Origin of the sequence: Bradyrhizobium sp. CCBAU 11386 (genome assembly GCF_028128955.1) — a bacterium.
GTDB lineage: Bacteria > Pseudomonadota > Alphaproteobacteria > Rhizobiales > Xanthobacteraceae > Bradyrhizobium.
Genome location: NZ_LBKA01000260.1, coordinates 202,247 through 226,651, shown reverse-complemented (window position 1 = coordinate 226,651; position 24,405 = coordinate 202,247). Strand labels below are relative to the sequence as shown.

Below are 24,405 nucleotides of genomic sequence, written 5' to 3'. Positions count from 1 at the left end.
GACATATCCCGGAACCAAATCGGGTTTCCCGGATTGGGCCGTGGGGTTCCAACCCGGGGATAACCTGATGCTGATCAAGGGACTTATTGTGTCGGCAGCGCTGATTGCGCTGGCGCCGGACGCCCTCGCAGGCGAGCAAACAGGACTGGTTCGCCGTGCCTCCTGCACGGTCGTCAGGTTCTATGTGGCCAAATATTCGGCAGCAGCTGCAGAGGCATGGGCCCGGTCCAAGGGCGCGACGGAAGCGGAGATCGAGGCTGCCCGGCGCTGCTTGACCAACGCGCCGACCACGACTCAGGCCCAAAATCCCCAGACCACCCAGACTGTGACCGCAGGCTGGGCGGGGCAGTAAGCCGCCCACAGGGAACCAATCGATCCTTGCCCGATTCGCTTCCACGGTTTAACCGGGCGGCATGGGAAAACGATTGATTCCGCCGGAACCGGCCGAAATCCATGACGTGCCGCTGCGCGAGGCGCTGGAAGAGCGCTATCTCGCCTATGCGCTCTCCACCATCATGCACCGTGCGCTGCCGGACGCACGCGACGGCCTGAAGCCGGTGCACCGGCGCATCCTCTACGGCATGCGCCTGCTCAGGCTCGACCCCGGCACGGCTTTCAAGAAATCCGCCAAGATCGTCGGCGACGTGATGGGCTCGTTCCATCCGCACGGCGACCAGGCGATCTACGACGCCATGGTGCGCCTCGCGCAGGATTTCTCCTCGCGCTACCCGCTGGTCGACGGCCAGGGCAATTTCGGCAATATCGACGGCGATAACCCCGCCGCCTACCGCTACACCGAAGCGCGCATGACCGATGTCGCGCGGCTTTTGCTCGAAGGCATCGACGAGGACGGCGTTGAATTCCGTCCCAACTACGACGGCCAGTCGAAGGAGCCGATCGTCCTGCCCGGCGGCTTCCCGAACCTGCTCGCCAACGGTGCGCAGGGCATCGCGGTCGGCATGGCGACTTCGATCCCGCCGCACAACGCCGCCGAGCTCTGCGACGCGGCGCTGCATCTGATCGAGAAGCCCGACGCCAAATCCAAGGCCCTGCTGAAGTGGGTCAAGGGCCCGGACTTTCCGACCGGCGGCATCTGCGTCGATTCCAAGCAGGCCATCGCCGAAGCCTACACGACCGGCCGCGGCTCGTTCCGCGTCCGCGCCAGGTGGGAGCAGGAAGAGGGCGCGCGCGGCACCTGGGTCGTCGTCATCACCGAGATCCCTTTCCTGGTGCAGAAGTCGCGCCTGATCGAGAAGATCGCCGAGCTCCAGGATCAGAAGAAGCTGCCGCTGGTCGGCGATGTCAGGGACGAGTCGGCCGAAGACGTCCGCATCGTGATCGAGCCGAAGTCGAAGAACGTCGATCCGGCGCTGATGATGGAATCGCTGTTCCGGCTGACCGAGCTCGAAAACAGGATTCCGCTGAACCTCAACGTGCTGATCAAGGGCCGCATCCCCAAGGTCGTGGGGCTCGCGGAGTGCCTGCGCGAATGGCTCGACCATCTGCGCGACGTCCTGATCCGGCGCAGCAACTACCGCAAGGCGCAGATCGAGCATCGGCTGGAAGTTCTCGGCGGCTTCCTGATCGCCTATCTGAACATCGACAAGGTGATCAAGATCATCCGCACCGAGGATGAGCCGAAGCCGGCGCTGATGAAGGCGTTCAAGCTCACCGAGGTGCAGGCCGAAGCCATCCTCAACATGCGGCTCCGCTCGTTGCGCAAGCTCGAGGAAATGGAGATCCGCACCGAGGACAAGAACCTGCGCAATGAGCTCAAGGGCATCAATGCGGTGCTCGCCTCGGAAGCCGAGCAGTGGAAGAAGGTCGGCGAGCAGGTCGGCAAGGTCCGCGACATGTTCGGGCCGAAGACGCCGCTCGGCAAGCGCCGCACCACCTTTGCCGATGCGCCCGAGCACGATCTCGCCGCGATCGAGGAGGCCTTCGTCGAGCGCGAGCCGGTGACGGTCGTCGTCTCCGACAAGGGCTGGATCCGCACCATGAAGGGGCATGTCGAGGATCTCTCGGGCCTTGCCTTCAAGCAGGACGACAAGCTCGGCTTCGCGTTCTTCGCGGAGACGACATCGAAGCTGCTGCTGTTCGCCACCAACGGCAAGTTCTACTCGCTCGATGTCGCGAAACTTCCGGGCGGGCGCGGTCACGGCGAGCCGATCCGCCTGTTCATCGACCTCGAGCAGGAGGCGGCGCCCGTCGCACTGTTCGTCAACAAGGGTGGACGCAAATTCCTGGTCGCGAGCCACGAGGGCCAGGGCTTTGTCGTCAACGAGGACGATTGCGTCGGCACCACCAAGAAGGGCAAGCAGGTCCTCAACGTCGACATGCCGAACGAGGCGCGCACGGTCACCGAGGTGGTCGGCGACACCGTCGCGGTCATCGGCGAGAACCGCAAGATGCTGGTGTTCCCGCTCGACCAGGTGCCGGAGATGGCCCGCGGCCGCGGCGTCCGCTTGCAGAAGTACAAGGACGGCGGTCTCTCCGACGTCGTCGTGTTCGACGCCAAGGCGGGCCTGACCTGGAAGGACTCCGCCGGTCGCGAATTCTCCGCGACCATGAAGGAGCTCGCGGAGTGGCAGGGCACCCGCGCCGACGCCGGCCGCCTGCCGCCGAAGGGATTCCCGAAGTCGAACAAGTTCGGCCAGGGGATCGGGTAGGGCGGGCTCTCGCCACATCGTCATGGCCGGGCTTGACCCGGCCATCCACGCGCCGCCGCGATTGAGAAGAGACGTGGATGCCCGGGTCAAGCCCGGGCATGACGACTGAGGGTGTAGCGCGACGTCGCCTCCATATCGTCATTGCGAGCGCAGCGCTCCTCCATTCCGCATCCCTCAGCCGTCTCTGGAATACTGGATCGCCCGGTCAAGCCGGGCGATGACACCGACGGTGTGGCGCGCAAACGCTTGGCTGATAGTCGTGAGCGCATGAGTGCCTACGTCGATCGGGCACGAACATTGCTTTTTCTTCGGCTGCAAACGAACTCTCAAGAAGCAGCAAAAGGCACCAATGTTCAAACCAAAGTCTTTCATTCCGGCGCTGTTTGCCCTCGCGCTGGCGGCGCCGCCGGCGCACGCGGCGGGCAATCTCGTTGCGGTGCTCGAGGCGGAGATCGTCACGCTCGATCCGCATTTTTCCACGGCCTATATTTCGCGCACGTTCGGCTACATGGTGTTCGACACGCTGTTCGCGAAGGATTCCAAGGGCGACGTCAAGCCGCAGATGGTGCAGGACTGGAAGGTCTCGCCCGACGGCCTGACCTACAGCTTCACGCTGCGCGACGGCTTGAAGTGGCATGACGGCCAGCCGGTCACGGCGGCCGATTGCGTCGCCTCGCTGCGCCGCTGGGGCACCCGCAGCGCGCTCGGCCGCCGCATCTTCGCCATCACGGCCTCGCTCGAGCCGACGGACGCCAAGACGTTCGTGCTGACGCTGAAGGAGCCGTCCGGCCTCGTCATCGACGCGCTCGGCAATCCCGTCAGCCCGGTCGCCTTCATGATGCCCGAGCGCATTGCCAAGACGCCCGGCGACCAGCGCATCACCGAGATCGTCGGCTCCGGCCCGTTCGTCTACAGCAAGGCCGATCACCGCACCGGCGACCGCATGATCCTGAAGAAATTCGCCGACTATGTGCCGCGCCCCGAGCCTGCCGACTTCCTCGCCGGCGGCAAGCGCGTCAATGTCGACACGCTCGAGATCCGCGTCATTCCGGACGGATCGACCGCGGCTTCCGCGCTCCAGGCCGGCGAGGTCGATTTCATGCAATACGCGCCGTTCGATCTGCTGCCGACTCTCGAGAAGAACTCCCGCGTGAAGCTGGTCAATTTCACCGGCGGCAATATGTTCGCTGGCGCCTATCGCCTCAACGCCGCTTCGAAACCGTTCGACGATCCCGCGATCCGGCGCGTGCTGTGGAAACTGGTCGACCAGCGCGAGGTGCTGGACGCGCTCGGTCTCGATGCCAAATACGCCACGCCCTGCGCGACCTTCTTCACGTGCGGCACCACCTATGACAGCAAGGCCGGCACGGAAGCCGCCGCAAAGCCGTCGATCGAAGCGGCGAAGGCCGCGCTGAAGGCGACGAAATATGCCGGCGAACCCGTTATCGTCATGGAGGCCAACGACCTCGAAGCCCCGCGCGTCTCGGCGCAGGTGCTGGCCGAGCGGCTGAAGCAGGCGGGCTTCAACGTCGATCTCCAGGTGATGGATTGGGCGAGCGTGCTGGCGCGCCGCGCCAAGAAGGAGGGCTGGAGCGTCTATGGCGTTCACGCCGGCGGCTTCGATCTCGGCTCGCCACTGACCAACGTCATGGTGGCGTTCAACTGTGCCGACTTCACCGGCTGGCAATGCGATGCGCGCATCACACCACTCATGGAAGCCTTCGCCAAGGCGCCTGCCGAGGAGGATCGCAAGAAGATCGCGGCCGAGATTCAGACGGTGATGTACGATCAGGCGCCCGGGATTCCGTGGGGCCAGTTCGCCCAGCCGGCGCTTTCTCGCGCGGCGCTTCGCAATCTGATACCGTCCGCCATCCCGGTGTTCTGGAACGTTGAGAAGTAACACGATGTACGATGTCATTGTTGTCGGCGGCGGCTCCGCCGGCGCCGCTGTTGCGGCACGGCTCTCCGAGGATCCCGCACGTCGCGTCCTGCTGCTCGAGGCAGGCCTCGACTGGCGCGCCATTGATGCGCCCTGGGAGGTGATGACGCCGAACCCCATCCCGATCATCCACAAGCGCGAGTACCAGGAGAAGTGGCAGTGGCCCGATCTCCTGACGCGCCGCGTGGCCGGGCAGGAGCCGCGCTTCTACTGGCGCGGCAAGGGGCTGGGCGGCTCATCGATGATGAACGGCCAGATCGCCATCCGTGGCGTTGCCGATGCCTTCGACGAATGGGCGGCCAATGGCTGCACCGGCTGGTCGGCGAAAGAGGTGATGCCGCTGTTCTCGGTGATCGAGGACGACATGGAATTCGGCGACGCCGAAGGTCACGGACGTGGCGGACCGCTGCCGGTCTATCGGGCGCCGCCCGAGACATGGGGGCCGATCGATCGCGGCTTGCGCGATGCCGCGCTGGCGAGCGGCTATCCCTGGTGCGCCGATGTCAACGGCCCTGATGGCGAGGGCGTCGCCTGCTATCCCATCAACAGCCGCGATAGCCGCCGCATCACGACCAATGAAGGGTACCTCGAGCCCGCGCGCGGCCGGGCCAATCTGGAAATTCGCGGGCATGCGCTGGTCGATCGCGTGCTGATCAGCGACGGCCGCGCGACCGGCGTCCGCGTCCACATCGAGGGGCAAGGCACGAGCGATATCGGTGCGCGCCAGATCGTGCTGTGCGCCGGCGCGATCCACAGCCCGGCGATCCTGCTGCGCTCGGGCATCGGCCCGGCCGACGAGTTGAAGGCGATGGGAATTGCAGTCGAGCGCGATCTGCCGGTCGGCCGCCACTTCTTCGACCACCCGCTGTTTCGCGCCACGATCCAGCTCCACGACAATCTGCGGCCGACCGATCCGGACACCCGCCACACCAATTGCTGCGTGACCTATTCCTCGGGCCTCGCCAATGGCGGCAAGCGCGACATGATCCTGATCGCCTTCAACCACCGCGGCATCGGCGTTCCCGGCGCGATCGGCGCCGGGCTGTTCAACGCGTATTCTCGTGGAACGCTCAAACTGGCCTCGACCGATCCCGCGATCGATCCCGTTGTCGAGGAGAACATGCTGGCCGATCCCCGCGACATGCTGCGCATGATGGATGCGGTGAAGCGACTGGCCGTGATCACCTCCCAGCCGGCGCTGTCAGGCATTGCCGACTGGATCAGGTTGACCGACACCGATCTGACGTTGCCGCAAGCCGCGGCGCTGCCTGATCACGAGCTCGATGCGCTGTTGCGCCGCGAGACCGGAGACATCCAGCACGCCGCCGGCAGCTGCCGCATGAGCGGCGTCAACGACGCCGACGGTGTCGTCAATCCCGATGGCACGGTGAAGGGCATCGCGGGCTTGCGCGTCGCCGACGCCTCGATCATGCCGTCCGATTGCCGCGCCAACACCCACTTCACGACGGTGGTGATCGGCGAGGCAATCGCGCGGATGATGATGCGATAGGGAAATCCGGCCAGGCGTTGTCTGCTGCCACAACACAGGTGTCATGCCCCGGCTTGACCGGGGCATCCAGTACGCCGCGGCCTCTCTTCTCAATCACGACCGTCTCGGAGTACTGGATCGCCCGGTCAAGCCGGGCGATGACACCGAGATTAGACCAGACGGGTGATCGCTCGGTTACACGTTTCAAACAGCGGACGAGAGTGCGCTTTCTCGCGGCGCATGTCGCCCGAGTTTTGCTTGATGTGTCGCCCTCGGAAAGACAAGGGCGCAGGGAAGGCCGGGCGCCGGCTGGCACCCGCAGGTCCGTGCGCTACAAAGAGTGCACACGGGGTGGACCACAGGTGATGCCGGTCGCCCGGCCTTCCCTGCGCGAATGGTTTTAACGGTGTCCTTCGTGCTCTCCTCGGGGAGCGATGCACTATTGCCCCCGTCGCCTCACGGATGGCTGATGTGCGCGTCCGGTGGGATCGCATCATCACCGCAAGGCTTGACGCACAGACCCCGGGCGTCGGGACCACACGACTTCTCCGTCCGCGCACGTCTTCGCATGCATCCTCGACGGCTGGCGTGTGCTCACCGTCGCGGCCATGCCAAGACGCTGCCGGCGTCGTGTCGTTCGCGCGAAGGCAGTTGCTCACGGTTTCCCGCCCTGCAATGCCGATCGCGCCCGACGCCGTCGCGTCCATCGCTGCCCGGCCCGCGGTTCGTGACGATCGCGATCCGCCCCTTGTCTCGGGCCAGGTTGTCCAGTGTGTACGATAAATCCGAATTTCGGTAAAGTGGAATATATTTGCGGCGGAGGATTGACAGGCCATGAGGTGATGCCCGCGGGGTGTTTTGCGCGACGGGCAATTTCTTTTGGCTTCGCTGGTTGCCTCAACTTCCGACGGTGCGGACCAGGCGAGGGCGGTTGCGGTTTGCGGGCGAAGTCTCGGCCGCCAGGGCGCGCAGCCATGCGCGGAAGCTGACGATCTCGGGGCAATCCGCGGTGCCCTCGGGTGCAATCAGCCAATCGCCCAATCCGGATCCCTCATTGATCCGGTCGCAGCGATAGCCCGGATGGTGGCCAAGCCCGCGGGCAATCAGCAGGTCGACCTTGCCCTCGACCAGCTCGTGCAGGCCGGCGGGTTGCAGCACCCGCAAACCGATATCCGCATGCGCGCCGCGAAACTCCGCCAAGGCGAGGCGGCGCAAATCGAGGCTGCCATGGACCCCCAGTTGGAGCAGCACCGCACCAGCCGGTTTCAATTGCGAGGTCGCATCCGCAATGCAGCGAAAGCCATCGGATATCCCGGGCAGATAGGCCTGACCGGCGGCGGTGAGGATCAGCTGCTTGTGCAGCCGCTCGAACAGGCGCACGCCGAGGCGTGCCTCCAGCGCTTTCACCTGTTGCCCGACGGCGGCAGGCGTCACGTGCAACTCGTGCGCGGCGAGCTTGAAACTGAGATGCCGCGCGGCGGCTTCGAACGCGCGGAGCGCATTGAGTGGCGGAAGAGTGTAGGTCATCGCGTCGCACTTTGACACCGATGGGCCGTGGCCTTGCAATAGATTTTCTTGCGCTGGGCCGCAGGAATGATGCTTTGCGCCGCGGCGATGTTGCCGGATACGGTCAGCCCGCAATCCGGAGAAACACTATGCCCCCAGCTCACATCGTCAGCCACAATCCCGCAACGGTCCATGCTCCCGCCGGCGGTTACAGCATGGGACTTGAATTGAAGCAGCATCGCCGCCTGCTATTTGTCAGCGGCCAGGTGCCCGAGGCATCCGACGGCGCCGTGCCTGAAGGTTTCGAGGCGCAATGCGAGCAAGCGTCATTGAGGTGCTTGCCGCTGCCGGCCTTGGCGTCGAGAATCTGGTCAAGGTCACGACGTTCCTGACCGACCGGAAGCAGGTCGTGCCCAACCGCACCATTCGCCGCACGGTGCTCGGCGAACACCGGCCTGCGCTGACGGTCGTGATCGTCGAGACCGTCGACAGCAAATGGTTGCTGGAAATCGAGGCGATTGCTGCGGAATGAACCCGGCTCTCGCCGACCTCGCAACAGGCCAATCGTGTCAGGTGCCCAATGGCTGAGATCATCCATCCCTTCTACGAGGCGCATCGCGGTGCGATGGAGGCCGCCATGCACCAGCGCCTCGACCTTGCCGATGCGATGCTGCGCGAGCGCGCGCATCTGTCCGATATCGACGGGATCAGGCAGGAGGTGATAGACGAATTCGAGATCGTGCTGACCCAAATGCCCTATGTCGGCGGCGCGGCAAGTCGCATGAGCGATTTCTTCATGCGTCTCATGGGTTTTATGGCGATCAGCCGTGTGCTCCGGCGACACGGCGTGCCGCTGCCCGTGATCGGCGAGATCGAGCGGGAAACCTACAAGGCGCAATTGCTCACCGTGCCAGAAGCGGAACGTCTCGCTTCGGGGCGTCAGTTCATGTCGCCCGAGAACCAGGCCCTGCTGCGCGAGCAGGCTGCGCAAAGCATCACAAGCAGCCATCAGAACGCGTTTCCGGATGACTTCGTCTACGATTTCGTCGAGCCGGGCGCGGGTGATACCTTTGAGTTCGGCATCAACTACAAGGCTTGCGGCTTCTGCAAGTTCGCCGTGCGCCATGGAGACAAGGACATCCTGCCGAACATCTGCGGGCTTGATTTCGACGCCTATGCAACGCGCGGCATCCGTCTGGAGAGGACGCAAACACTGGCTGGCGGAGCAAGCCATTGCAATTTCCGGTTCTCACGTCTCTCGAGGTGATGCCCGATAAAGCGGCGACCTCGCGTGATGGCCGCCAACTAGGGCGGCCTCGCGTTCGTCATTGCGGCAGTTCTTCGGCAGAACGTGTGGGGAAGAATGATGATGCGCTATGCACCATTCATTTCCACGCTTGGTGACAAGCATGGTGAAGCGCGATGGACCGGGTACCGCTTTGCCGTCCACCATCCGTGTAAACGTGTAAAAGCCGGCGAGCTGGACAGCGTTATCGTTGATTGTGATTGTGCGCCGTTCGTCAATCGCGTTTTTGTTGCCGCTTCCCTTTATGGGCGTAAAATAGGTTATGATCGCTTGAGTGCCCTCGGAAATGATGGGACTGACAGTTCCAAGAAGGATCGCATCCGGACAATAGCTCTTGGCGATCGTCTCCGGATCATTGCTGCCATATGCGGCTGACCAACGGTCAAGCGCCGCATTCGCGTCTTCTGCCGGGCCAGCTGCGGCCACAGCGGGCGACATCATCAAAGCTATGGAAACCATCCGCGCAGCGATTGTCATTTGTTCTCCTTGAATAATCATCTGCGAATAGATCGATCGGTTCGGTTGGATCGCGCTTACCACCAACGCCATGCCCGAAACTGCGCGAGTGTCATGAAGTCGCGCCTTCGCAGATCCTGCTGAAAACTTGCCTTGCGCAATGCGCAGACTATACCTCGACCATTCAAGGAATGACTATGGCGGCTAAACATCTGACGCGCAGATCAGGTCCAATGTCGCGTTGGGGGCACAAGCGTCGCTGGGCTTTACGGCGGACGACTTCCGGTCGACTCCGACCTCCGGGCGTATTTCTGCACGGTGCCGACTCCCGCGATGGGCCAATAGGCGACATCGAAGGCTTGGCCTGATATGAAAGAGGTCCCTGACTGAGGCGTGGCGTCGATGAAAATTGAGTTGCTTGAACCATGGGTTCAAATCGAGCGGCCGGAGGAACGAGAAGCAATACAAACCGAGCTTCATTCTGAATTAAGCGCGTCACATCCGCTATTCGGGCTATCAGTTGTTGCGCTCGCTAGGCGTTATGATCGAGACGATGTCTTATTCGAACTTGCCGATAGCCGCGTTGCGGAGGTTCACCTGACTTGGAGCCGCAAGCCAGAACGCGATCCACGTTGGCCGAGGACGACAATTTTTGCATCTGCCGCCGTTTGGGCCAAGGAGCAAATGAGACCTCTTCATGAAGAAACTGGGCCGTTTTGATCGCATGTCAGCCGCTTCCCCAACCGCGTATTGGTGGTAGTCGTGCGTTGAAACGCCCAGCGGAAATAATCCTGCTTCAATCACATGGCTCCTGCGGCGGACGCTGATGTCGGCTTCGGGTCAAAGGCGACCCTCGTTCGAAGGTGAGGAATAAGTCAGCTACGGCCATCAACGGAAGTGGCCAAGCTACCAGCGATCAAACCGACACTTGGTCGACTAATCCGGACTCAGCGGCCCAAGTCTACCTAGGTATGGTCACTTCATACCTCCGCGCGATGGCGCCGACCAAGTGCTTGGTGCTACCGATACATCCAGAGTGAAAAGCAACGGAACCGGTCCTGCGAGCCGGCAGTTGCGGGACGAGGCCGGCGGCGTAACGCCCGCCGGCTCTTCTCCCGATCTAGCGGCGCTTTGCCGCTCAACTGAGGCTTACAGCCATGGTTGGTGCAGAGGGTAACGCCCATGCGAAACATCGCCGATTTCCTGATGCGGGTCTGGCAGCGAAACCAACCCGCGTCCAATGCTCAGGTCGTGGCTATGGCTGAAAACGGAGATCGATCCAGCATGGCTGATTTTGTCCGGATCCTGCAGGCCTACGATCAAGCCCTGTAGGGCGGGACTTGGCGGCGGCCGCGTCAGTCCGTGATACGGACGTCCGAACAAGGCCAAGACCTGGCGCCAGGTGACGGGTGCGCTGCTCTTCCTAGATGATTCCCGCTAGCCGCAGCGCCACACCGGCCGCGCAACTTCCCGCCAGCACCGTGAGCATCCCGTGCTTGAAGCGGAAGATCGCGGTCGCGGCCGCGATCGACAGCACGAGCGCCGGAATGTCGACGCTGGTCAGCACCGGCCTGTCGAAAGCGAACGGAAACGCGTGCACCGGCACGGTCTCGCGAAACAGCGTGTGCAGCGCGAACCAGATCGAGAGGTTGAGGATCACGCCGACGACGGCGGCGGTGATCGCGCTGAGCGCGCCGGCGAGGCCGGTATTGCCGCGCAGGCGCTCGATATAGGGCGCACCGACGAAGATCCAGAGGAAGCAGGGCGTGAAGGTGACCCAGGTCGCGAGCAGTCCGCCGAACGTCGCGGCGAGCATCGGCGACAGGCCGCCTGGATCGCGATAGGCCGCCATGAAGCCGACGAACTGGAGCACCATGATCAGCGGGCCCGGCGTGGTCTCGGCCATGCCGAGGCCATCGAGCATCTCGTGCGGCTTCAGCCAGTGATAGTGCTCGACCGCCTGCTGGGCGACATAGGCCAGCACCGCATAGGCGCCGCCGAAGGTGACCAGCGCCATCTTCGAGAAGAACAGGGCGATCTGGCTGAACACGTTGGCCTGGCCGAGGGCCAGAAGCAGCGCGATCACCGGCACCAGCCACAGCGCAAGCCAGAGCGCGCCGACCCGGATCGCGCGCCCGGTGTCGGGCTTGACGTGATCGGGCACGGCGTCGCCGAGCATGCTGTCGATCACCGCGCCGCTGCCGCTAGGACCGTGACCAGCCGGGGCGAATTCCGGGCGGCCGCTTCTTGCGCCGATATATCCGATCACGCCGGCGGCAATGATGATGACCGGGAAGGGGACAGCGAAGAAGAAGATGGCGACGAAGGCGATCGCGGCGAGCGCGATCATGATGCGGTTCTTCAGCGCGCGCTTGCCGACGCGCACCACGGCCTCGACGACGATGGCGAGCACGGCCGCCTTCAGGCCGAAGAACAGCGCCTCGACGAAGCTGACATTGCCGAAGGCGGCGTAGACGTAGCTCAAGGCCATGATGGCAATGATGCCGGGCAGGATGAACAGCCCGCCCGCCATCAGCCCGCCGGCGGTGCGGTGCATCAGCCAGCCGACATAGGTCGCAAGCTGCTGCGCCTCCGGTCCCGGCAACAGCATGCAGTAGTTCAGCGCATGCAGGAAGCGGCCTTCGGAGATCCACTTCTTCTCCTCGACCAGGATGCGGTGCATCACCGCGATCTGGCCCGCGGGCCCGCCAAAGCTCAGACAGGCGACGCGCAGCCAGACGCGAAAGGCTTCATTGAAGCTGATGCCGTGACCGGCATCAGCTCCTGCTTGAACGTTACGGGTATCCATTACGCCTTCACCTTGTTGGTCGGCCAGTTGTGGGTCTCGGCCGTGGCATCGCGGCACCAGCGATAGAAGGCGTCGTAGAGCAGCATGCCGGCCTCGAGCTGTTCGAGGTCGTCGTCGTACATCCGCGACAGCCCGAGGGACGCGGCGAGCAGTCCGGGGGCCTCCGGCGCCAGATCAGGCCGCGCGGTGTCGGCGCCGCGCACCAGCGTCGCAAGCCGGAGCAGGACTGGCGTCGCGATCCCGAACTCCTCGATCATGACGTCGAAGGTGCACAGTTCGCCGCGGTGGCTCCAGAACACGTTCTCGATGTCGAAGGGCGCCGCGCCAAACCGCTCGCCGACGGCGACGACCTCGGACGGCGCCACATACAGGAACACCGCGTTGGGATCGACGAAGCGGCGGATCAGCCAGGGGCAAGCGATGCGGTCGACCTTCGGCCGCGCCCGCGTCACCCAGACGGTGCGTCCCTTGGCGTCGCGCGGCGGCAGCTTGCGCGTGTCGAGCAGCGGCAGCTTGGCTGCCTTCCAGCCCTCGAAGCCGCCCTCCAGCGTCTCCGCCTGCGCGCCGAGCTGGCGGAGCCAGGCGGCGGTGCCCTGTGCGAGCTTTTCACCGCGCAGGCACGAGACGATGGCCCGGCGGCCGGCGAAGTCGCCGCCCCAGTCCTGGACCTTGTCGTGGCTGAGCTTGATGGAGCCGGGGATCAGCCGCGGGTCGGCGGCAAAATCCTCCTCCGTGCGCACGTCGATCAGGGCAGGGGCGTTTGCCGTGCCGATCAGCCGTACCAGTTTGTCAGGAGTTATCGTCGTAAAAGAAGACATGATGCGCCCTCGTACAAGTGAACGGGACGCGATACTTGGGCATGTCGCCTCACGGGGAGATCGCTTCAATCCCCATGGGCAGCATTACAGCGAATCCGTGCCGACCTGTCAATCCGCCCGTTTCGAAGCAAGCAAACGTTAGAAACGTAAGCGGCCCGGGCCTATATAAAGGGCAAGCGGATTCTGTTCCGGAGACAAAAGCGATGCACTCCCATTCGATCGAACAATGGACCCACGAGCACGCCTTCCTCGGCGACAGGCACGACGCGAACGAGCGGCGCACCTGGCTGGTGGTCGTCCTGACGCTGGTCATGATGGTCGGCGAGATCGTCGCCGGCTCGCTGTTCGGCTCGATGGCGCTGCTGGCCGACGGCTGGCACATGGGCACGCATGCGGCGGCGCTCGGCATTGCCGCCTTCGCCTACCGCTTCGCGCGCCGGCACCTGGGCAATGCGCATTTCACCTTCGGCACCGGCAAGTTCGGCGATCTCGCCGCCTTCTCCAGCGCGATCATCCTCGGCCTGATCGCGGTCGAGATCGCCTATGAGAGCGTGCTGCGGCTGATCACGCCGATGCCGATCGCCTATGGCGAGGCGATCGCAGTGGCGGTGCTCGGCCTTTGCGTCAACCTCGCCAGTGCCTGGCTCTTGCGCGACAGCCATGATCACCACCATCACGGCCATGATCACGGCCACGGCCATGAGCATCATGATCACGACGATCCTGATCATCACCACCATCATCACGACAACAATCTTCGTGCGGCCTATGTCCATGTCATGGCGGATGCTGCGACCTCGGTGCTGGCGATCGGCGCGCTGCTGGTGGCGATGTCTTCGGGATGGGTCTGGGCCGATCCGGCCGTCGGCCTGATCGGCAGCGTCGTGATCGCAAGCTGGGCGTTCGGCCTGATCAGGAGCTCCGGTGCGGTCCTGCTCGACGTGCGCGTCGACGAGAAGCTTGAGCGGGTGATCCGGGCACGCATGGAGGTCGGCGACGATCGTGTCACCGACCTGCATCTCTGGCAGGTCGGCCCCGGCCACTGCGCCGTGCTGGTGTCGGTGGTGTCGGACAAGCCGAAGCAGCCGGCCGTCTACAAGAAGCGGCTCGCCGGGCTGAAGGGCCTCAGCCACGTCACGGTCGAGGTCGAGACCTGCCCGCACTGACGTGATCGGTGAAGGCGGAATTCTGCAGCGCGGCCGGGGTTGATCCTCGGTCGCAGCTGCCCCAATCGCTGCCAAGGAGGGACCAAGGATGACGCCCAGAATCAAGCTCGCTCTTGCCGCCGCCGCGCTCGCTCTGTCCAGCCATGGGGCGATGGCGCAGTCGGAAAGGACCGGCGTCGAAAAGCTCTACGTCCTCAATTGCGGTGAGGGCACCGCCGGCGATATCTCGCGCTGGACGCCCGGCCTGAACGAGGGCAAGACGATGGACTTCGTCGACAGCTGCTACCTCATCAAGCACACCAAGGGCTGGTTCCTGTGGGACACCGGCATCGCCGATTCCGTCGCCGCCATGCCGAACGGTCTCGCGCCGGCCGATCCCAAGGCCGTGACCTGGCGGCGGCCGAAGACGCTTGCCGCCCAGCTCGAACAGCTCGGCGTCAAGCCCGATGACGTCAAGGCGATGGCCGTCTCCCACACCCATCCCGACCACTCCGGCAATGTCGAGCTGTTCCCGCAGGCCGTCCTCTACGTGCAGAAGGCCGAATATGACTGGCCTGGCGCCAACAACGAGCCCCGCTTCAAGCCCTCGCATCCGGTCGAGCAGATCGCGGGCGACAAGGACGTGTTCGGCGACGGCAGCGTGACCATCCTGTCGACACCAGGCCATACGCCGGGACACCAGTCGCTGCTGGTGAAGTTGCCGAAGACCGGTGCGGTGATCCTGTCCGGCGATGTCGTTCACTTCAAGGATAATTGGGATAACCGCCGCGTGCCCAGCATGAACGTCAACAAGGACCAGAGCGCGGCCTCGATGCAGAAGATCGCCGACACGCTCGCCAGGGAGAAGGCGCAGCTCTGGATCAATCACGACAAGGCCCAGCGCGACAGCCAGAAGATGTCGCCGGAGTTCTACGACTAGGGCGGGTCAGCTCCGCGGTGCTGTCGCCGCGGGAGGGCTCGCGTCCGGCGTCTTCTTCGGCTTCAGCGTGCCGGCATAGAACGACAGCAGCCACACCAGCAGCACGGCAAGGAGATAGACGACCCAGGCCTGCGGCGGCGTGGTCGCCCAGCGCAGGAGGCCCTTGAATGTGCGGGGCGGGCTGTTGTCTTCGGTCATGGCCCGCTTGTGCGCGAAAGCGGCTGGGCGGTCAATCGGGCCGGCGCTCGGCGCGGATCAGGAACAGCGCCGCCAGCGCCGAGAGGCTCAGCGCGGAGGAGACCATCAGCACCTTGGCGCCCATGACGTCGATGAGCAGGCCGAAGGCCAGCGGCGCCACCGCCTGTGCCATCCGTGCCGGCGCGCCGATGATGCCGAGGCGGTAGCCAAAATCCTTCGGCCCGAAGATCGACAGCGGCAGCGTGCCGCGGGCGATCGTCAGGATGCCGTTGCCCGAGCCGTGCAGCAACGCAAACGCGCTCGCCGCGGCGCCGCCGAAGATGGCGACAACGGCAGCTCCAATCGGATGGGTCACGCAGGCGAGCCGCGTCGACCACAGCGGATGAAAGCGGCTCAGGACGCTCGCCTCGAGGATGCGCGCGAGCACTTGCGCCGGACCGATCAGTGCGCCGGCCGCGATCGCCTCGACATGCGTCGCGCCGGTTGCCTCCACGATGCGCGGGAAATGCACCGCCATCGCGCCGGTGACCGTCCAGGCCGCGGCGAAGACGAAGGCGAGCAGGATCATGGTGCGGTCGAGCGGCACGTGCGGCTTCTCGGCCGTCGCCGCCGCCTGCTTCGCGCCCTTGATCGCCGGCAGCATGAAGAAGTTGAGGGGCAGGCCGATCAGGATGTTGGCGGCGGCCCAGGCAAAGCAGGTGTCGCGCCAGCCGATATGGGCGAGGCCCCAGGCGGTGAGCGGCCAGCCGACGGTGGAGGCGAAGCCCGCCATCAGCGTGATGCCGGTGATGGGCCTGCGCGCCTCGGTGCCGTAGATGCGGCCGAGCGCGGCGAAGGCGGCGTCATAGAGTCCCATCGCCATGCCGATGCCGAGCACGAGCCAGGCGATCGCCATCACCAGAACGGATTGCGACAATCCAAGGAGTACGAGGCCGGCGGCGATGATCAGGTTGGAGGCCGACAGCACCTGCCGTCCGCCGACCAGATCGATCTGCCGTCCGATCCGCGGGCCGAGCATCGCGGAGATCACCAGCGAGGCCGAGAACGCGCCAAAGATCCAGTTGGAGGAGATGCCGAGGTCGTGCGCCATGGGATCGGCGAGCAGGGCCGGCAGGTAGTAACTGGAAGCCCAGGCCAGGGTCTGCGTGGTGCCGAGCGCCAGGATGATCGGGAGCTGGCGCTGGCTCATCCGCGCGTGCTTCCGATTCTGGCCGACCAAGTCATCATCGCCGGCATTTGCCGCCCGCGCAGCGAGTGCGTCAACCGCGATCGCGGCATATTCGACCTGCAAGGGACGGGAGCCTTGCGCACGGCTCGCGCGAGGCTTGCGCCTTTCGCTCGTCACGAATGCACGGCATAATGGCGCATGCAATTGACCTCGCGCCTTGCGCTGATGAACTGGCTGGCCGGCCAGGGGCTCACCGGCCTGCCCGAACCCGAACTGCTACGCGGGTTCTGTGAGCGCTGCCGCGCCGAGGGGCTGGAACTCTCGCGCGGGCTCGTCGTCATCGACACGCTGCATCCGATCTACGAGGGCCGTGCCTTCCGCTGGAGCGATACGCCGACCAACGAGAGCGACGTCATCGAATACGGCTCGACGGCTGAGGGTGACGCGGCCAAGAACTGGCGCCGCTCGGTGTTTTATCATTTGCTCGAGCATGGCCACGATGAGATGGTGATCGATCTGGCCGACGCGCCCTCGCTCGATTTCGCGCAAATCGGCGACCTCGCCGAAACGGGGCACCGCCATTTCCTGGCTTTCGTGCACCGCTTCGGCGAGACCGGAGCGCTCGGGCAGATGGACTGCCTCTACTCCTACTGGACGACGCGACGCGACGACGGCTTTACGGAAGCCGAGCTCGCCGCGCTGCGCGACCTCGTGCCCGTGCTGGGGCTCGCGATCAAGTCGGCGCAGCAGGTCGACATCGCGCGCACGCTGGGGCGCGTCTATCTCGGCCGCGGTGCCTCGGAGCAGGTGCTGGGAGGGCGCATCTCGCGCGGCGTCACCGAGCGCATCAACGCCGTGCTCTGGTATTCGGATTTGCGCGGCTCGACCCGGATCAGCGAGAGCATCGGCCCGGACGAGATCATCCCGTTCCTCAACGACTATGCGCAGGCCGTGATCGACGCGATCCATGACGCCGGCGGCGACGTCTTGAAGCTGATCGGTGACGGCGTGCTCGCGATGTTCACCGGCGAGGACATGGCGGCCGCGCGCCGCGCTGCGCTGCGAGCCGAGCACCTGTTCCGCCAGAACGTCGTGGCGCTGAACGCGCGCCGGGCGGCCGACGGCCGTCCCGTCACGTCCGCCTATATCGGCCTGCATGTCGGCGAGGTCTTCTACGGCAATATCGGCAGCGAGGACCGGCTGGACTTCACGGCGGTGGGTCCGACGGTGAACGAGGTCAGCCGCATCGCCTCGATGAGCCGCTCGGTCGACCGCGAGCTGCTGGCATCTGCGGAGTTCTACAAGGGCCTCGATGCCGCCGGCCGCCGCTATCTCGTCTCCACCGGCCGCTATGCGCTGCGCGGCATCGGCCGTGCGCAGGACCTCTACACGCTCGATCCCGAGGTCGACGCGAGCGAGCCGGTGACGGGAAGCTACGAGCGGTATCTGGCGGGGTAGCTCCAATGTCGTCCCGGCGCAGGCCGGGACGACAGTAGAGATTGTTGCTTCGCTTCGCTCCCAATCACAGCGGGCTAACACCGCACCGCCGCGCCGTCCCCCACCATGTCCGGCTGCCGATGTAGCGCCACCGCGGGTGACAGGAGGATCACGAGCGCCTGCATGCCGAACACCGCCGCAGCGAGATAAAGGCACGCCTCCGCGCTCCAGAGGCCGCCGACGATCGCGCCCAGCGCCGAGCCGAGCGGGCGGGCGCCGTAGCTCATGATGTTGATGGCGGAGACGCGGCCGAGGAGGCGCGGCGGCGTCACGGACTGGCGCAAGGTGGTGGTCGAGATCACCCACAGGATCGGTCCGACGCCGAGCAGGAAGAAGCTCAAGCCCGCGAGCCAGGGCGAGGGGACCAGCACCGTCAGCGCCATCACCAGGGAGGCGACGAAGCCGGTGACCGGGCCGAGGCCGACAACCGTGCCGAAGGCGACGCGCTGCATCACCCGCGTCGCGAGCAGCGCACCGATCACCATGCCGACGCCGTACATCGTCAGCACCGTGCCGACGCCGGCGGCGGTCAGGCCGAGATGGCGCACGGCGTAAGGCACGAACACCGCGATCTGCAGGAACCAGCCGGTGTTGAAGATGAACTGGGTGATGAAGACCGGCCGCAGCAGCGGATGGTGAAACACGAAGGCCGCGCCTTCGCGGATGTCCTGGAATGGATGGCGCCGCGGCGCCGGCGTGCGGGCGGGCTCGTAGATGCCGGAGAGCAGCACCACGGCAATGGCCGAGAGCGCCGCGGCAAAGCCGAAAGCCGGGCTCGCGCCCCACCAGCCGACCAGCGCGCCGCCGAGCGCAGGCCCGCTGGCAAAGGCGATGGTGCGCGCAAGCTCGATCCGGGCATTGGCGGCTGGCAACAGGTCCGAACTCACCAGCGAGGGCACCAGGGCCGGTGCGGCCACGCTGTAGACGACGGTGCCGCACACGGCGGCGAAGCCGAGCAGTGCCAGCAGCGGCAGATTGAGGGCGCCGAGCGCGAGCAGCAGCACGATGGCCGCGAGGGCTGCGGCCCGCAGCGCCTCGGCGCCCGCCATCAAGGCGCGGCGGGAGATGCGGTCGGCGAGCAGCCCGGCCGGAATGGCGAACAGCACGAAGGGGAGCGTCAACGCGGTTTGCAGGACGCCGGTCTGGCCTTCGGCAACCCCGAGCGTCAGCACCGCGACGATGGGCGCTGCGGCCAGCGCGATCTGCTCGGCCGATTGCGCCGCGAGATTGGACCAGGCGAGGCGGTTGAAGGTGTCGGGGAGGCGCGGCGGATTTGACATGGCTCATTTCCTGCAAAGTCGGATTGGCGCCAGTATCCGCCCCCGAGACCGGCCAAACCCACCCGCTTCCCGACAGGGCGGGAGAAAACAGGGCCGCGCCGGGAACCGATGCGGCTAGATGCAGTTGCAAATGAGTTGCAATAAGCTTCGACTTCGGTATTCTGACCCCATGGATGCTCGTTCGCCCGATCTCACCCCCGACGCCGCCGGCTGGCGCACCGACGCGCCGGCCACCAAGAGCCTCGCCGAGGTAAATTCCACAGTCGCCGTTCCAGCGGCAGGCCGCTGGTGGCGGCGGCTGCTCGCCTTCGTCGGTCCGGGCTATCTGGTCTCGGTCGGCTACATGGACCCCGGCAATTGGGCGACCGACCTCGCCGGCGGATCGAAGTTCGGCTACACGCTGCTCTCGGTCATCCTGCTCTCGAACCTGATGGCGATCCTGCTCCAGTCGCTGGCAGCGCGGCTCGGCATCGTCACCGACCGCGACCTCGCGCAGGCCTGCCGCGCGACCTATTCGCCGGCGGTGAACTTCCTGCTCTGGCTCGCCTGCGAAGCGGCGATCATCGCCTGCGATCTCGCCGAGGTCATCGGCACCGCGATCGCGCTCAAGCTCCTGTTCGGCATTCCCCTGATCGGCGGCGCGCTGCTTGCGGCGCTCGATGCCTTCCTGCTGCTTCTTCTGATGAACCGCGGCTTCCGTTTCCTGGAAGCCTTCGTCATCGCGCTGCTCGCGGTGATCGCGGTCTGCTTCGCGGTCCAGATCGTGGCCGCGGCGCCGCCGGTCGCGGAGGTGCTGCACGGTTTCGTGCCGAAGACCGAGATCTTCACCAATCCGGAAATGCTCTACATCGCGATCGGCATCATCGGTGCGACCGTGATGCCGCATAATCTCTATCTGCACTCCTCGATCGTGCAGACGCGCGCCTATGAGCGCAACGAGAAGGGCCGGCGCGAGGCGATCAAATGGGCGACGACGGACTCGACCATCGCCCTGATGCTGGCGCTGTTCATCAACGCTGCGATCCTCGTCGTGGCAGCTGCGACGTTCCACAAGAGCGGCCATTCCGACGTCGCCGAGATCGGTCAGGCTTTCGAGCTCCTGTCACCGCTGCTCGGCCTCGGCATCGCCTCGACGCTGTTTGCGATTGCGCTGCTCGCCTCGGGTCTCAACTCGACAGTGACGGCGACGCTTGCCGGCCAGATCGTGATGGAGGGTTTTCTCGATCTGCGCCTGCCGAGCTGGGCGCGCCGCTTGCTCACACGCGGCATCGCGATCGTTCCCGTCATCGTTGTCACCGCGATCTATGGCGAGCGCGGCACGGCCGATCTGCTGGTGTTCAGCCAGGTCGTGCTGTCGATGCAATTGCCTTTCGCCGTGATACCGCTGGTCCGCTTCGTCTCCGACCGCCGCAAGATGGGGCAGTTCGCGATTCCGCCATACGTTGCCGCGATCGCGTGGATCGTCGCGGGCGTCATCGTGGTCCTGAATCTGAAGCTGCTGGCGGATACGCTGTTCGGGTGAGTGGCGAATAGCGAATGGGGAGCTTCCTATTCGCCACTCGCCATTCGCTCGTTCAATCCTGCGGCTCTGACGCCGAATCCCCTTGCACATCGATGCGCAGCCATCCGGATGGCGCCAGCCGCTGCTGCGGCAGGAAGCGGGCCTTGTAATCCATCTTCTTCGAGCCCTCGATCCAGTAGCCGAGATAGACGTAGGGCAACCCTTGCCGGCGGGCGCGGGCGATATGATCCAAGATCATGAAGGTGCCCATCGAGCGGCTGACCTGGCTCGGCTCGAAGAAGGAATAGACCATCGACAGGCCGTCGCTGAGCACGTCGGTGAGTGCAACCGCGATCAGCTCCTCGCCGCGGCCGGTGATGCCGCTGTCCGGGCCGCGCTTGCGGTACTCGATGATGCGGGTCTCGACATGGCTGTCCTCGACCATCATGGCGTAGTCGAGCACGGTCATGTCGGCCATGCCGCCATGGCGGTGGCGGGCGTCGAGATAGGCGCGGAACACCGAATATTGCTCGGAGGTCGGCACCGCGCTGCGCTGCTCGCCGATGATGTCGGCGTTGCGCGCCATCACCTTGCGGAAGTTGCGGGACGGGCGGAACTCGTTGGCAATGACCCGGACCGACACGCAGGCGCGGCACTGGTCGCAGGCGGGCCGATAGGCGATCGACTGGCTGCGGCGGAAGCCGCCATGGGTCAGGAGGTCGTTGAGATCGCCCGCGCGGTCACCCACGAGGTGCGTGAACACCTTGCGCTCATGCCGGCCCGGCAGATACGGGCACGGAGAAGGCGCCGTGAGGTAAAATTGGGGGGTGTCGCGCGAGTGTTGGGTCAAGGGACGTCGTGGGCCTCCGAAGTGGGTATCAGCATCGCGCTACGGAAGCCCCCGGTCAATTGGTCTGCTCGGCAGATCTGATCAGTCAGCTTAGTCGGTCCTGGTTGATAGGTCCTTGATCAGTAGGGTCTGGCGCCCTGGGGCACGGGTGCGCGGACCGAGTTGTTGATCACGACCGTTCCGAGCACGAAGTCATGCAACAGCCGCCGGCGGCCGTTGAACAGGCCGACCAGGACCACGAAGGGCGACAGGAACGAGACCGTCACCCAGAACAGCACGGCATGGGTGGCGCCGAGCACGAAATAGCCCGGCGCGCCGTACCAGGTGCGCAGCTCCAGATCCATCACCCGCATGCCGATCGTCGCCGATGACGGACCGCCGATGCAGGCGCCGTAATAGACGATGGCCCAGATCACGGAGGCCGGCCAGGCCAGCCAGAACAGCGCCCAGCCGATGCCGAGCGTGACCACGCCGAACAAGGCGATGAAGAGGTAGCCGAGGATGACCGGCACCGAGATCACGACCATGTCGATCAGGAAGGCGAACACCCGCCGCGTTGCAACGCCGCGGAACAGTTCCGGGTGCAGATAGGGATCGTAGGCATGCGGTTGCACCCCGCCGTCATTACGCCAGGCGTCCGCCTGGGGGCCTGAATTGCCCGAGTCCGAATACGACATGGTCCATCCTCCCGAAGGGAAACTCCCGTGGCAGGAGATGGGAACAGGCGGTCCGCGTGCCAAGGGCGTCGGGATTAACAAGCCGAAATATTCCGGCGATTCGGGGGCGGTGGGGCTTATGGAAGGCGCGGCGCTTCCACCGTCGTCCTGGCGAACGCCAGGACCCATTACCCCAGGGAGAAGTTTGGCGAAGATTGACAGTCGCCCGGTACCGATACCGAGCGCCGCCGATAGATCACGCGGTATGGGTCCTGGCGTTCGCCAGGACGACGCTTGTGGAGCCAGAGTGCCTAACCCCGCAGAGCGATCGCGAGGAAGCCGTGCGGGACTTACCCCTGCGCCCGCAGCTTCTCCGCCGCCTTCGGCGCAAAGTAGCTCAGCACACCATCGGCGCCGGCGCGCTTGAAGGCGAGCAGGCTCTCCATCATCGCGCGGTCGCCGTCGAGCCAGCCGTTGCCGGCAGCCGCTGCGATCATCGCGTACTCACCCGACACCTGGTAGGCGAAGGTCGGCATCGCAAAGGTGTCCTTCACGCGGCGGACCACGTCGAGATAGGGCATGCCGGGCTTCACCATCACCATGTCGGCGCCCTCGGAGATATCGAGCTCGACCTCGCGCAGCGCCTCGTCGGTGTTGGCGCTGTCCATCTGGTAAGTGCGCTTGTCGCCGGTCAGCGTCTTGGCTGAGCCGATGGCGTCGCGGAACGGGCCGTAGAAGGCGGAGGCGTATTTGGCCGCATAGGCCATGATCTGCACGTCGATGAGCCCTGCCTGATCCAGTCCCTCGCGGATCGCGGCAACACGGCCGTCCATCATGTCGGAGGGCGCGATGATGTCGCAGCCGGCTTCGGCCTGCACCAGGGCCTGACGCACCAGCACGGCGACCGTCTCGTCGTTCAGGATCTCGCCGTCCGCGATCAGTCCGTCATGGCCGTGGCTGGTGAAGGGGTCGAGCGCGACGTCGCAGAGCACGCCGATCTCCGGAAACTCCCGCTTGATCGCGCGCACCGCCTGGCAGACCAGGTTGTTCGGGTTGCAGGCCTCCGAGCCTTCCTCGTCGCGCAGGGACGGGTCGGTGTAGGGAAACAGGGCGATGCAGGGGATCGTGAGCTTCATGGCGCGCTCGGCCTCGCGCACGGCCTGGTCGACGCTGAGGCGGTCGACGCCCGGCATCGAGGCGATCTGCTCGCGCTTGTTGTTGCCGTCGATCAGGAACAGCGGCCAGATCAAATCGTCGGTGGTGAGCACGTTCTCGCGCACCATCCGCCGGGCCCACTCGGCCTTGCGGTTGCGGCGCGGGCGGACGGTCAGATCGAGGGCAGGGGAGGCCAAACCGCCATCCCGGCGCGAAACCTCGCGCACTTCGATCGGACGCCCGTATTTGATCGCCATCACTCTTCCTCCGGCTGGAATTATTCTTATACCAGCTCGCATGGTTCCCGTCACCGCGGCTTGACTTGCCGCAAGGGATGGCAGCCGATTGATTTTGCGGGGCGAAGCAGCCAGAAGGGGGCCATGTCCGAGATCTCCACCCGCGATGCGGCCCGCGACAGCGCCAACGCCAGGGACGCCGCCAGAGACAATGCCAGAGACAATGCCATGTCGGTGGCGGCGATCTCGTCGGAGCGCGCGGAGTCCGACGACAATGTCTGGACGCGCCGGCTTGTGCTGTTCCTGCGGGTGATGGCGCTGCTCTCGATCCTCAAGGGCCTCTATCACTGGGCACAGGTGACCGGCTTCGTCGGCGGCGAGGACGAGGCGTTCGAGAACCAGTCGATGGCCTGGCAGGCCGCGACCGTCTACTTCGCCGTGATCGAGCTCGTCGCCGCCGTCGGGCTGTGGCTCGCAACGCCCTGGGGCGCGGTGGTCTGGCTGACGACCGTGGTGTCGATGGCGGTGATCGAGCTGATGTTCCCGGGAATCTACGGCGGCAGCCTGGTCGTGGTCGGCGTCGAGGTCTTCATGCTCGCCGCTTATCTGGCGCTCGCCTGGATGGCCGCGCGCGAACGGCCGCCGTAGGCGGCGACGTCGACACGGCAAACTGCGCTCGTTCCCCGGACGCAATGCGGCGCGCCGCACTTGCGGCGTGATGCGTTGCAGACCCGGGGCCCATCTCTCCACGGTGTACGCTCTGGCTGTCTGGGTCCCGGCTCTGCGA

21 protein-coding genes and 1 pseudogene are annotated in these 24,405 nt (G+C 65.3%); 12 read left to right on the top strand and 10 right to left on the bottom strand.

The features are described from left to right. Positions 1-67 precede the first annotated feature (67 nt). The 4 genes from XI09_RS43000 to XI09_RS42985 all read left to right on the top strand — a co-directional run bounded on the left by XI09_RS43000 (position 68) and on the right by XI09_RS42985 (position 6,118). Positions 68-352, top strand: a complete 285-nt coding sequence (locus XI09_RS43000; RefSeq protein WP_271572354.1) for a hypothetical protein — start codon at positions 68-70, stop codon at positions 350-352. 61 nt (positions 353-413) lie between these two features. Then, positions 414-2,669: a DNA topoisomerase IV subunit A gene (gene parC / locus XI09_RS42995; RefSeq protein WP_271572353.1), complete on the top strand. Its 2,256-nt coding sequence runs from the start codon at positions 414-416 to the stop codon at positions 2,667-2,669. A 349-nt stretch (positions 2,670-3,018) separates the two neighbouring features. After that, positions 3,019-4,569 (top strand): ABC transporter substrate-binding protein, encoded by a 1,551-nt coding sequence (locus XI09_RS42990; RefSeq protein ID WP_271572352.1) that lies wholly within the window; start codon positions 3,019-3,021, stop codon positions 4,567-4,569. Between the two features lie 4 nt (positions 4,570-4,573). Then, entirely contained in the window at positions 4,574-6,118 is a 1,545-nt protein-coding gene (locus XI09_RS42985) for a GMC family oxidoreductase (protein WP_271572351.1), read from the top strand. An 876-nt stretch (positions 6,119-6,994) separates the two neighbouring features. Here the strand turns inward: XI09_RS42985 and XI09_RS42980 are convergent. Further along, entirely contained in the window at positions 6,995-7,624 is a 630-nt protein-coding gene (locus tag XI09_RS42980) for a LysR family transcriptional regulator (protein ID WP_271572350.1), read from the bottom strand. Positions 7,625-7,752: 128 nt separating this feature from the next. Between XI09_RS42980 and XI09_RS42975 the strand changes: the two are divergent. Next, a pseudogene (locus XI09_RS42975) lies at positions 7,753-8,135 on the top strand (RidA family protein). A 48-nt stretch (positions 8,136-8,183) separates the two neighbouring features. Continuing rightward, positions 8,184-8,870, top strand: a complete 687-nt coding sequence (locus XI09_RS42970) for an L-2-amino-thiazoline-4-carboxylic acid hydrolase (RefSeq protein WP_271572349.1) — start codon at positions 8,184-8,186, stop codon at positions 8,868-8,870. Here XI09_RS42970 and XI09_RS42965 read toward each other — a convergent pair. Beyond that, on the bottom strand, positions 8,853-9,458 hold the full coding sequence (locus tag XI09_RS42965) for an SgcJ/EcaC family oxidoreductase (protein WP_271572348.1): 606 nt from the start codon (positions 9,456-9,458) through the stop codon (positions 8,853-8,855). The two genes, XI09_RS42970 and XI09_RS42965, sit on opposite strands and share 18 nt — an antisense overlap. A 1,089-nt stretch (positions 9,459-10,547) precedes the next feature. Between XI09_RS42965 and XI09_RS42960 the strand changes: the two genes are divergently transcribed. Then, complete coding sequence (locus XI09_RS42960) at positions 10,548-10,697, top strand: hypothetical protein (protein ID WP_271572347.1); 150 nt, start codon at positions 10,548-10,550, stop codon at positions 10,695-10,697. Between the two features lie 91 nt (positions 10,698-10,788). On the opposite strand, the gene chrA is transcribed toward XI09_RS42960, so the two are convergent. Beyond that, complete coding sequence (gene chrA / locus XI09_RS42955) at positions 10,789-12,174, bottom strand: chromate efflux transporter (protein ID WP_271572346.1); 1,386 nt, start codon at positions 12,172-12,174, stop codon at positions 10,789-10,791. Beyond that, positions 12,174-12,992 (bottom strand): chromate resistance protein ChrB domain-containing protein, encoded by an 819-nt coding sequence (locus tag XI09_RS42950; protein ID WP_271572345.1) that lies wholly within the window; start codon positions 12,990-12,992, stop codon positions 12,174-12,176. Before XI09_RS42950 ends, chrA begins: the two co-directional genes overlap by 1 nt. Before the next feature lie 203 nt (positions 12,993-13,195). Between XI09_RS42950 and dmeF the strand changes: the two genes are divergently transcribed. Next, a complete protein-coding gene (gene dmeF, locus XI09_RS42945; protein ID WP_271572344.1) occupies positions 13,196-14,158 on the top strand; it encodes a CDF family Co(II)/Ni(II) efflux transporter DmeF in 963 nt (320 codons plus the stop codon). A gap of 88 nt (positions 14,159-14,246) precedes the next feature. Beyond that, positions 14,247-15,077: an N-acyl homoserine lactonase family protein gene (locus XI09_RS42940; RefSeq protein ID WP_271572343.1), complete on the top strand. Its 831-nt coding sequence runs from the start codon at positions 14,247-14,249 to the stop codon at positions 15,075-15,077. Positions 15,078-15,083: 6 nt separating this feature from the next. On the opposite strand, the gene XI09_RS42935 is transcribed toward XI09_RS42940, so the two are convergent. Next, on the bottom strand, positions 15,084-15,275 hold the full coding sequence (locus XI09_RS42935; protein ID WP_271572342.1) for a hypothetical protein: 192 nt from the start codon (positions 15,273-15,275) through the stop codon (positions 15,084-15,086). A 31-nt stretch (positions 15,276-15,306) separates the two neighbouring features. Next, complete coding sequence (locus XI09_RS42930) at positions 15,307-16,464, bottom strand: MFS transporter (RefSeq protein WP_271572341.1); 1,158 nt, start codon at positions 16,462-16,464, stop codon at positions 15,307-15,309. 177 nt (positions 16,465-16,641) lie between these two features. On the opposite strand from XI09_RS42930, the gene XI09_RS42925 reads away from it, so the two are divergent. Continuing rightward, positions 16,642-17,901 carry an adenylate/guanylate cyclase domain-containing protein gene (locus tag XI09_RS42925; RefSeq protein ID WP_271572340.1) on the top strand — a complete coding sequence of 420 codons (1,260 nt, stop codon included), beginning with the start codon at positions 16,642-16,644 and terminating at the stop codon, positions 17,899-17,901. A gap of 74 nt (positions 17,902-17,975) precedes the next feature. Here XI09_RS42925 and XI09_RS42920 read toward each other — a convergent pair whose 3' ends face one another. Then, positions 17,976-19,220: an MFS transporter gene (locus tag XI09_RS42920; RefSeq protein ID WP_271572339.1), complete on the bottom strand. Its 1,245-nt coding sequence runs from the start codon at positions 19,218-19,220 to the stop codon at positions 17,976-17,978. Between the two features lie 169 nt (positions 19,221-19,389). Here XI09_RS42920 and XI09_RS42915 point away from each other — a divergent pair, with 169 nt between their 5' ends. Beyond that, positions 19,390-20,742 carry an Nramp family divalent metal transporter gene (locus tag XI09_RS42915; protein ID WP_271572338.1) on the top strand — a complete coding sequence of 451 codons (1,353 nt, stop codon included), beginning with the start codon at positions 19,390-19,392 and terminating at the stop codon, positions 20,740-20,742. Between the two features lie 52 nt (positions 20,743-20,794). Here the strand turns inward: XI09_RS42915 and XI09_RS42910 are convergent, their stop codons facing one another. From XI09_RS42910 to hemB, 3 genes are all read right to left on the bottom strand, one after another. Then, complete coding sequence (locus tag XI09_RS42910; RefSeq protein WP_271572337.1) at positions 20,795-21,571, bottom strand: arginyltransferase; 777 nt, start codon at positions 21,569-21,571, stop codon at positions 20,795-20,797. A 119-nt stretch (positions 21,572-21,690) separates the two neighbouring features. Further along, on the bottom strand, positions 21,691-22,248 hold the full coding sequence (locus XI09_RS42905; protein WP_271572336.1) for an RDD family protein: 558 nt from the start codon (positions 22,246-22,248) through the stop codon (positions 21,691-21,693). Positions 22,249-22,577: 329 nt separating this feature from the next. Further along, complete coding sequence (gene hemB / locus XI09_RS42900; protein WP_271572335.1) at positions 22,578-23,639, bottom strand: porphobilinogen synthase; 1,062 nt, start codon at positions 23,637-23,639, stop codon at positions 22,578-22,580. Positions 23,640-23,762: 123 nt separating this feature from the next. On the opposite strand from hemB, the gene XI09_RS42895 reads away from it, so the two are divergent. Next, on the top strand, positions 23,763-24,266 hold the full coding sequence (locus tag XI09_RS42895; protein ID WP_135176087.1) for a DUF6163 family protein: 504 nt from the start codon (positions 23,763-23,765) through the stop codon (positions 24,264-24,266). Positions 24,267-24,405: the final 139 nt, after the last annotated feature.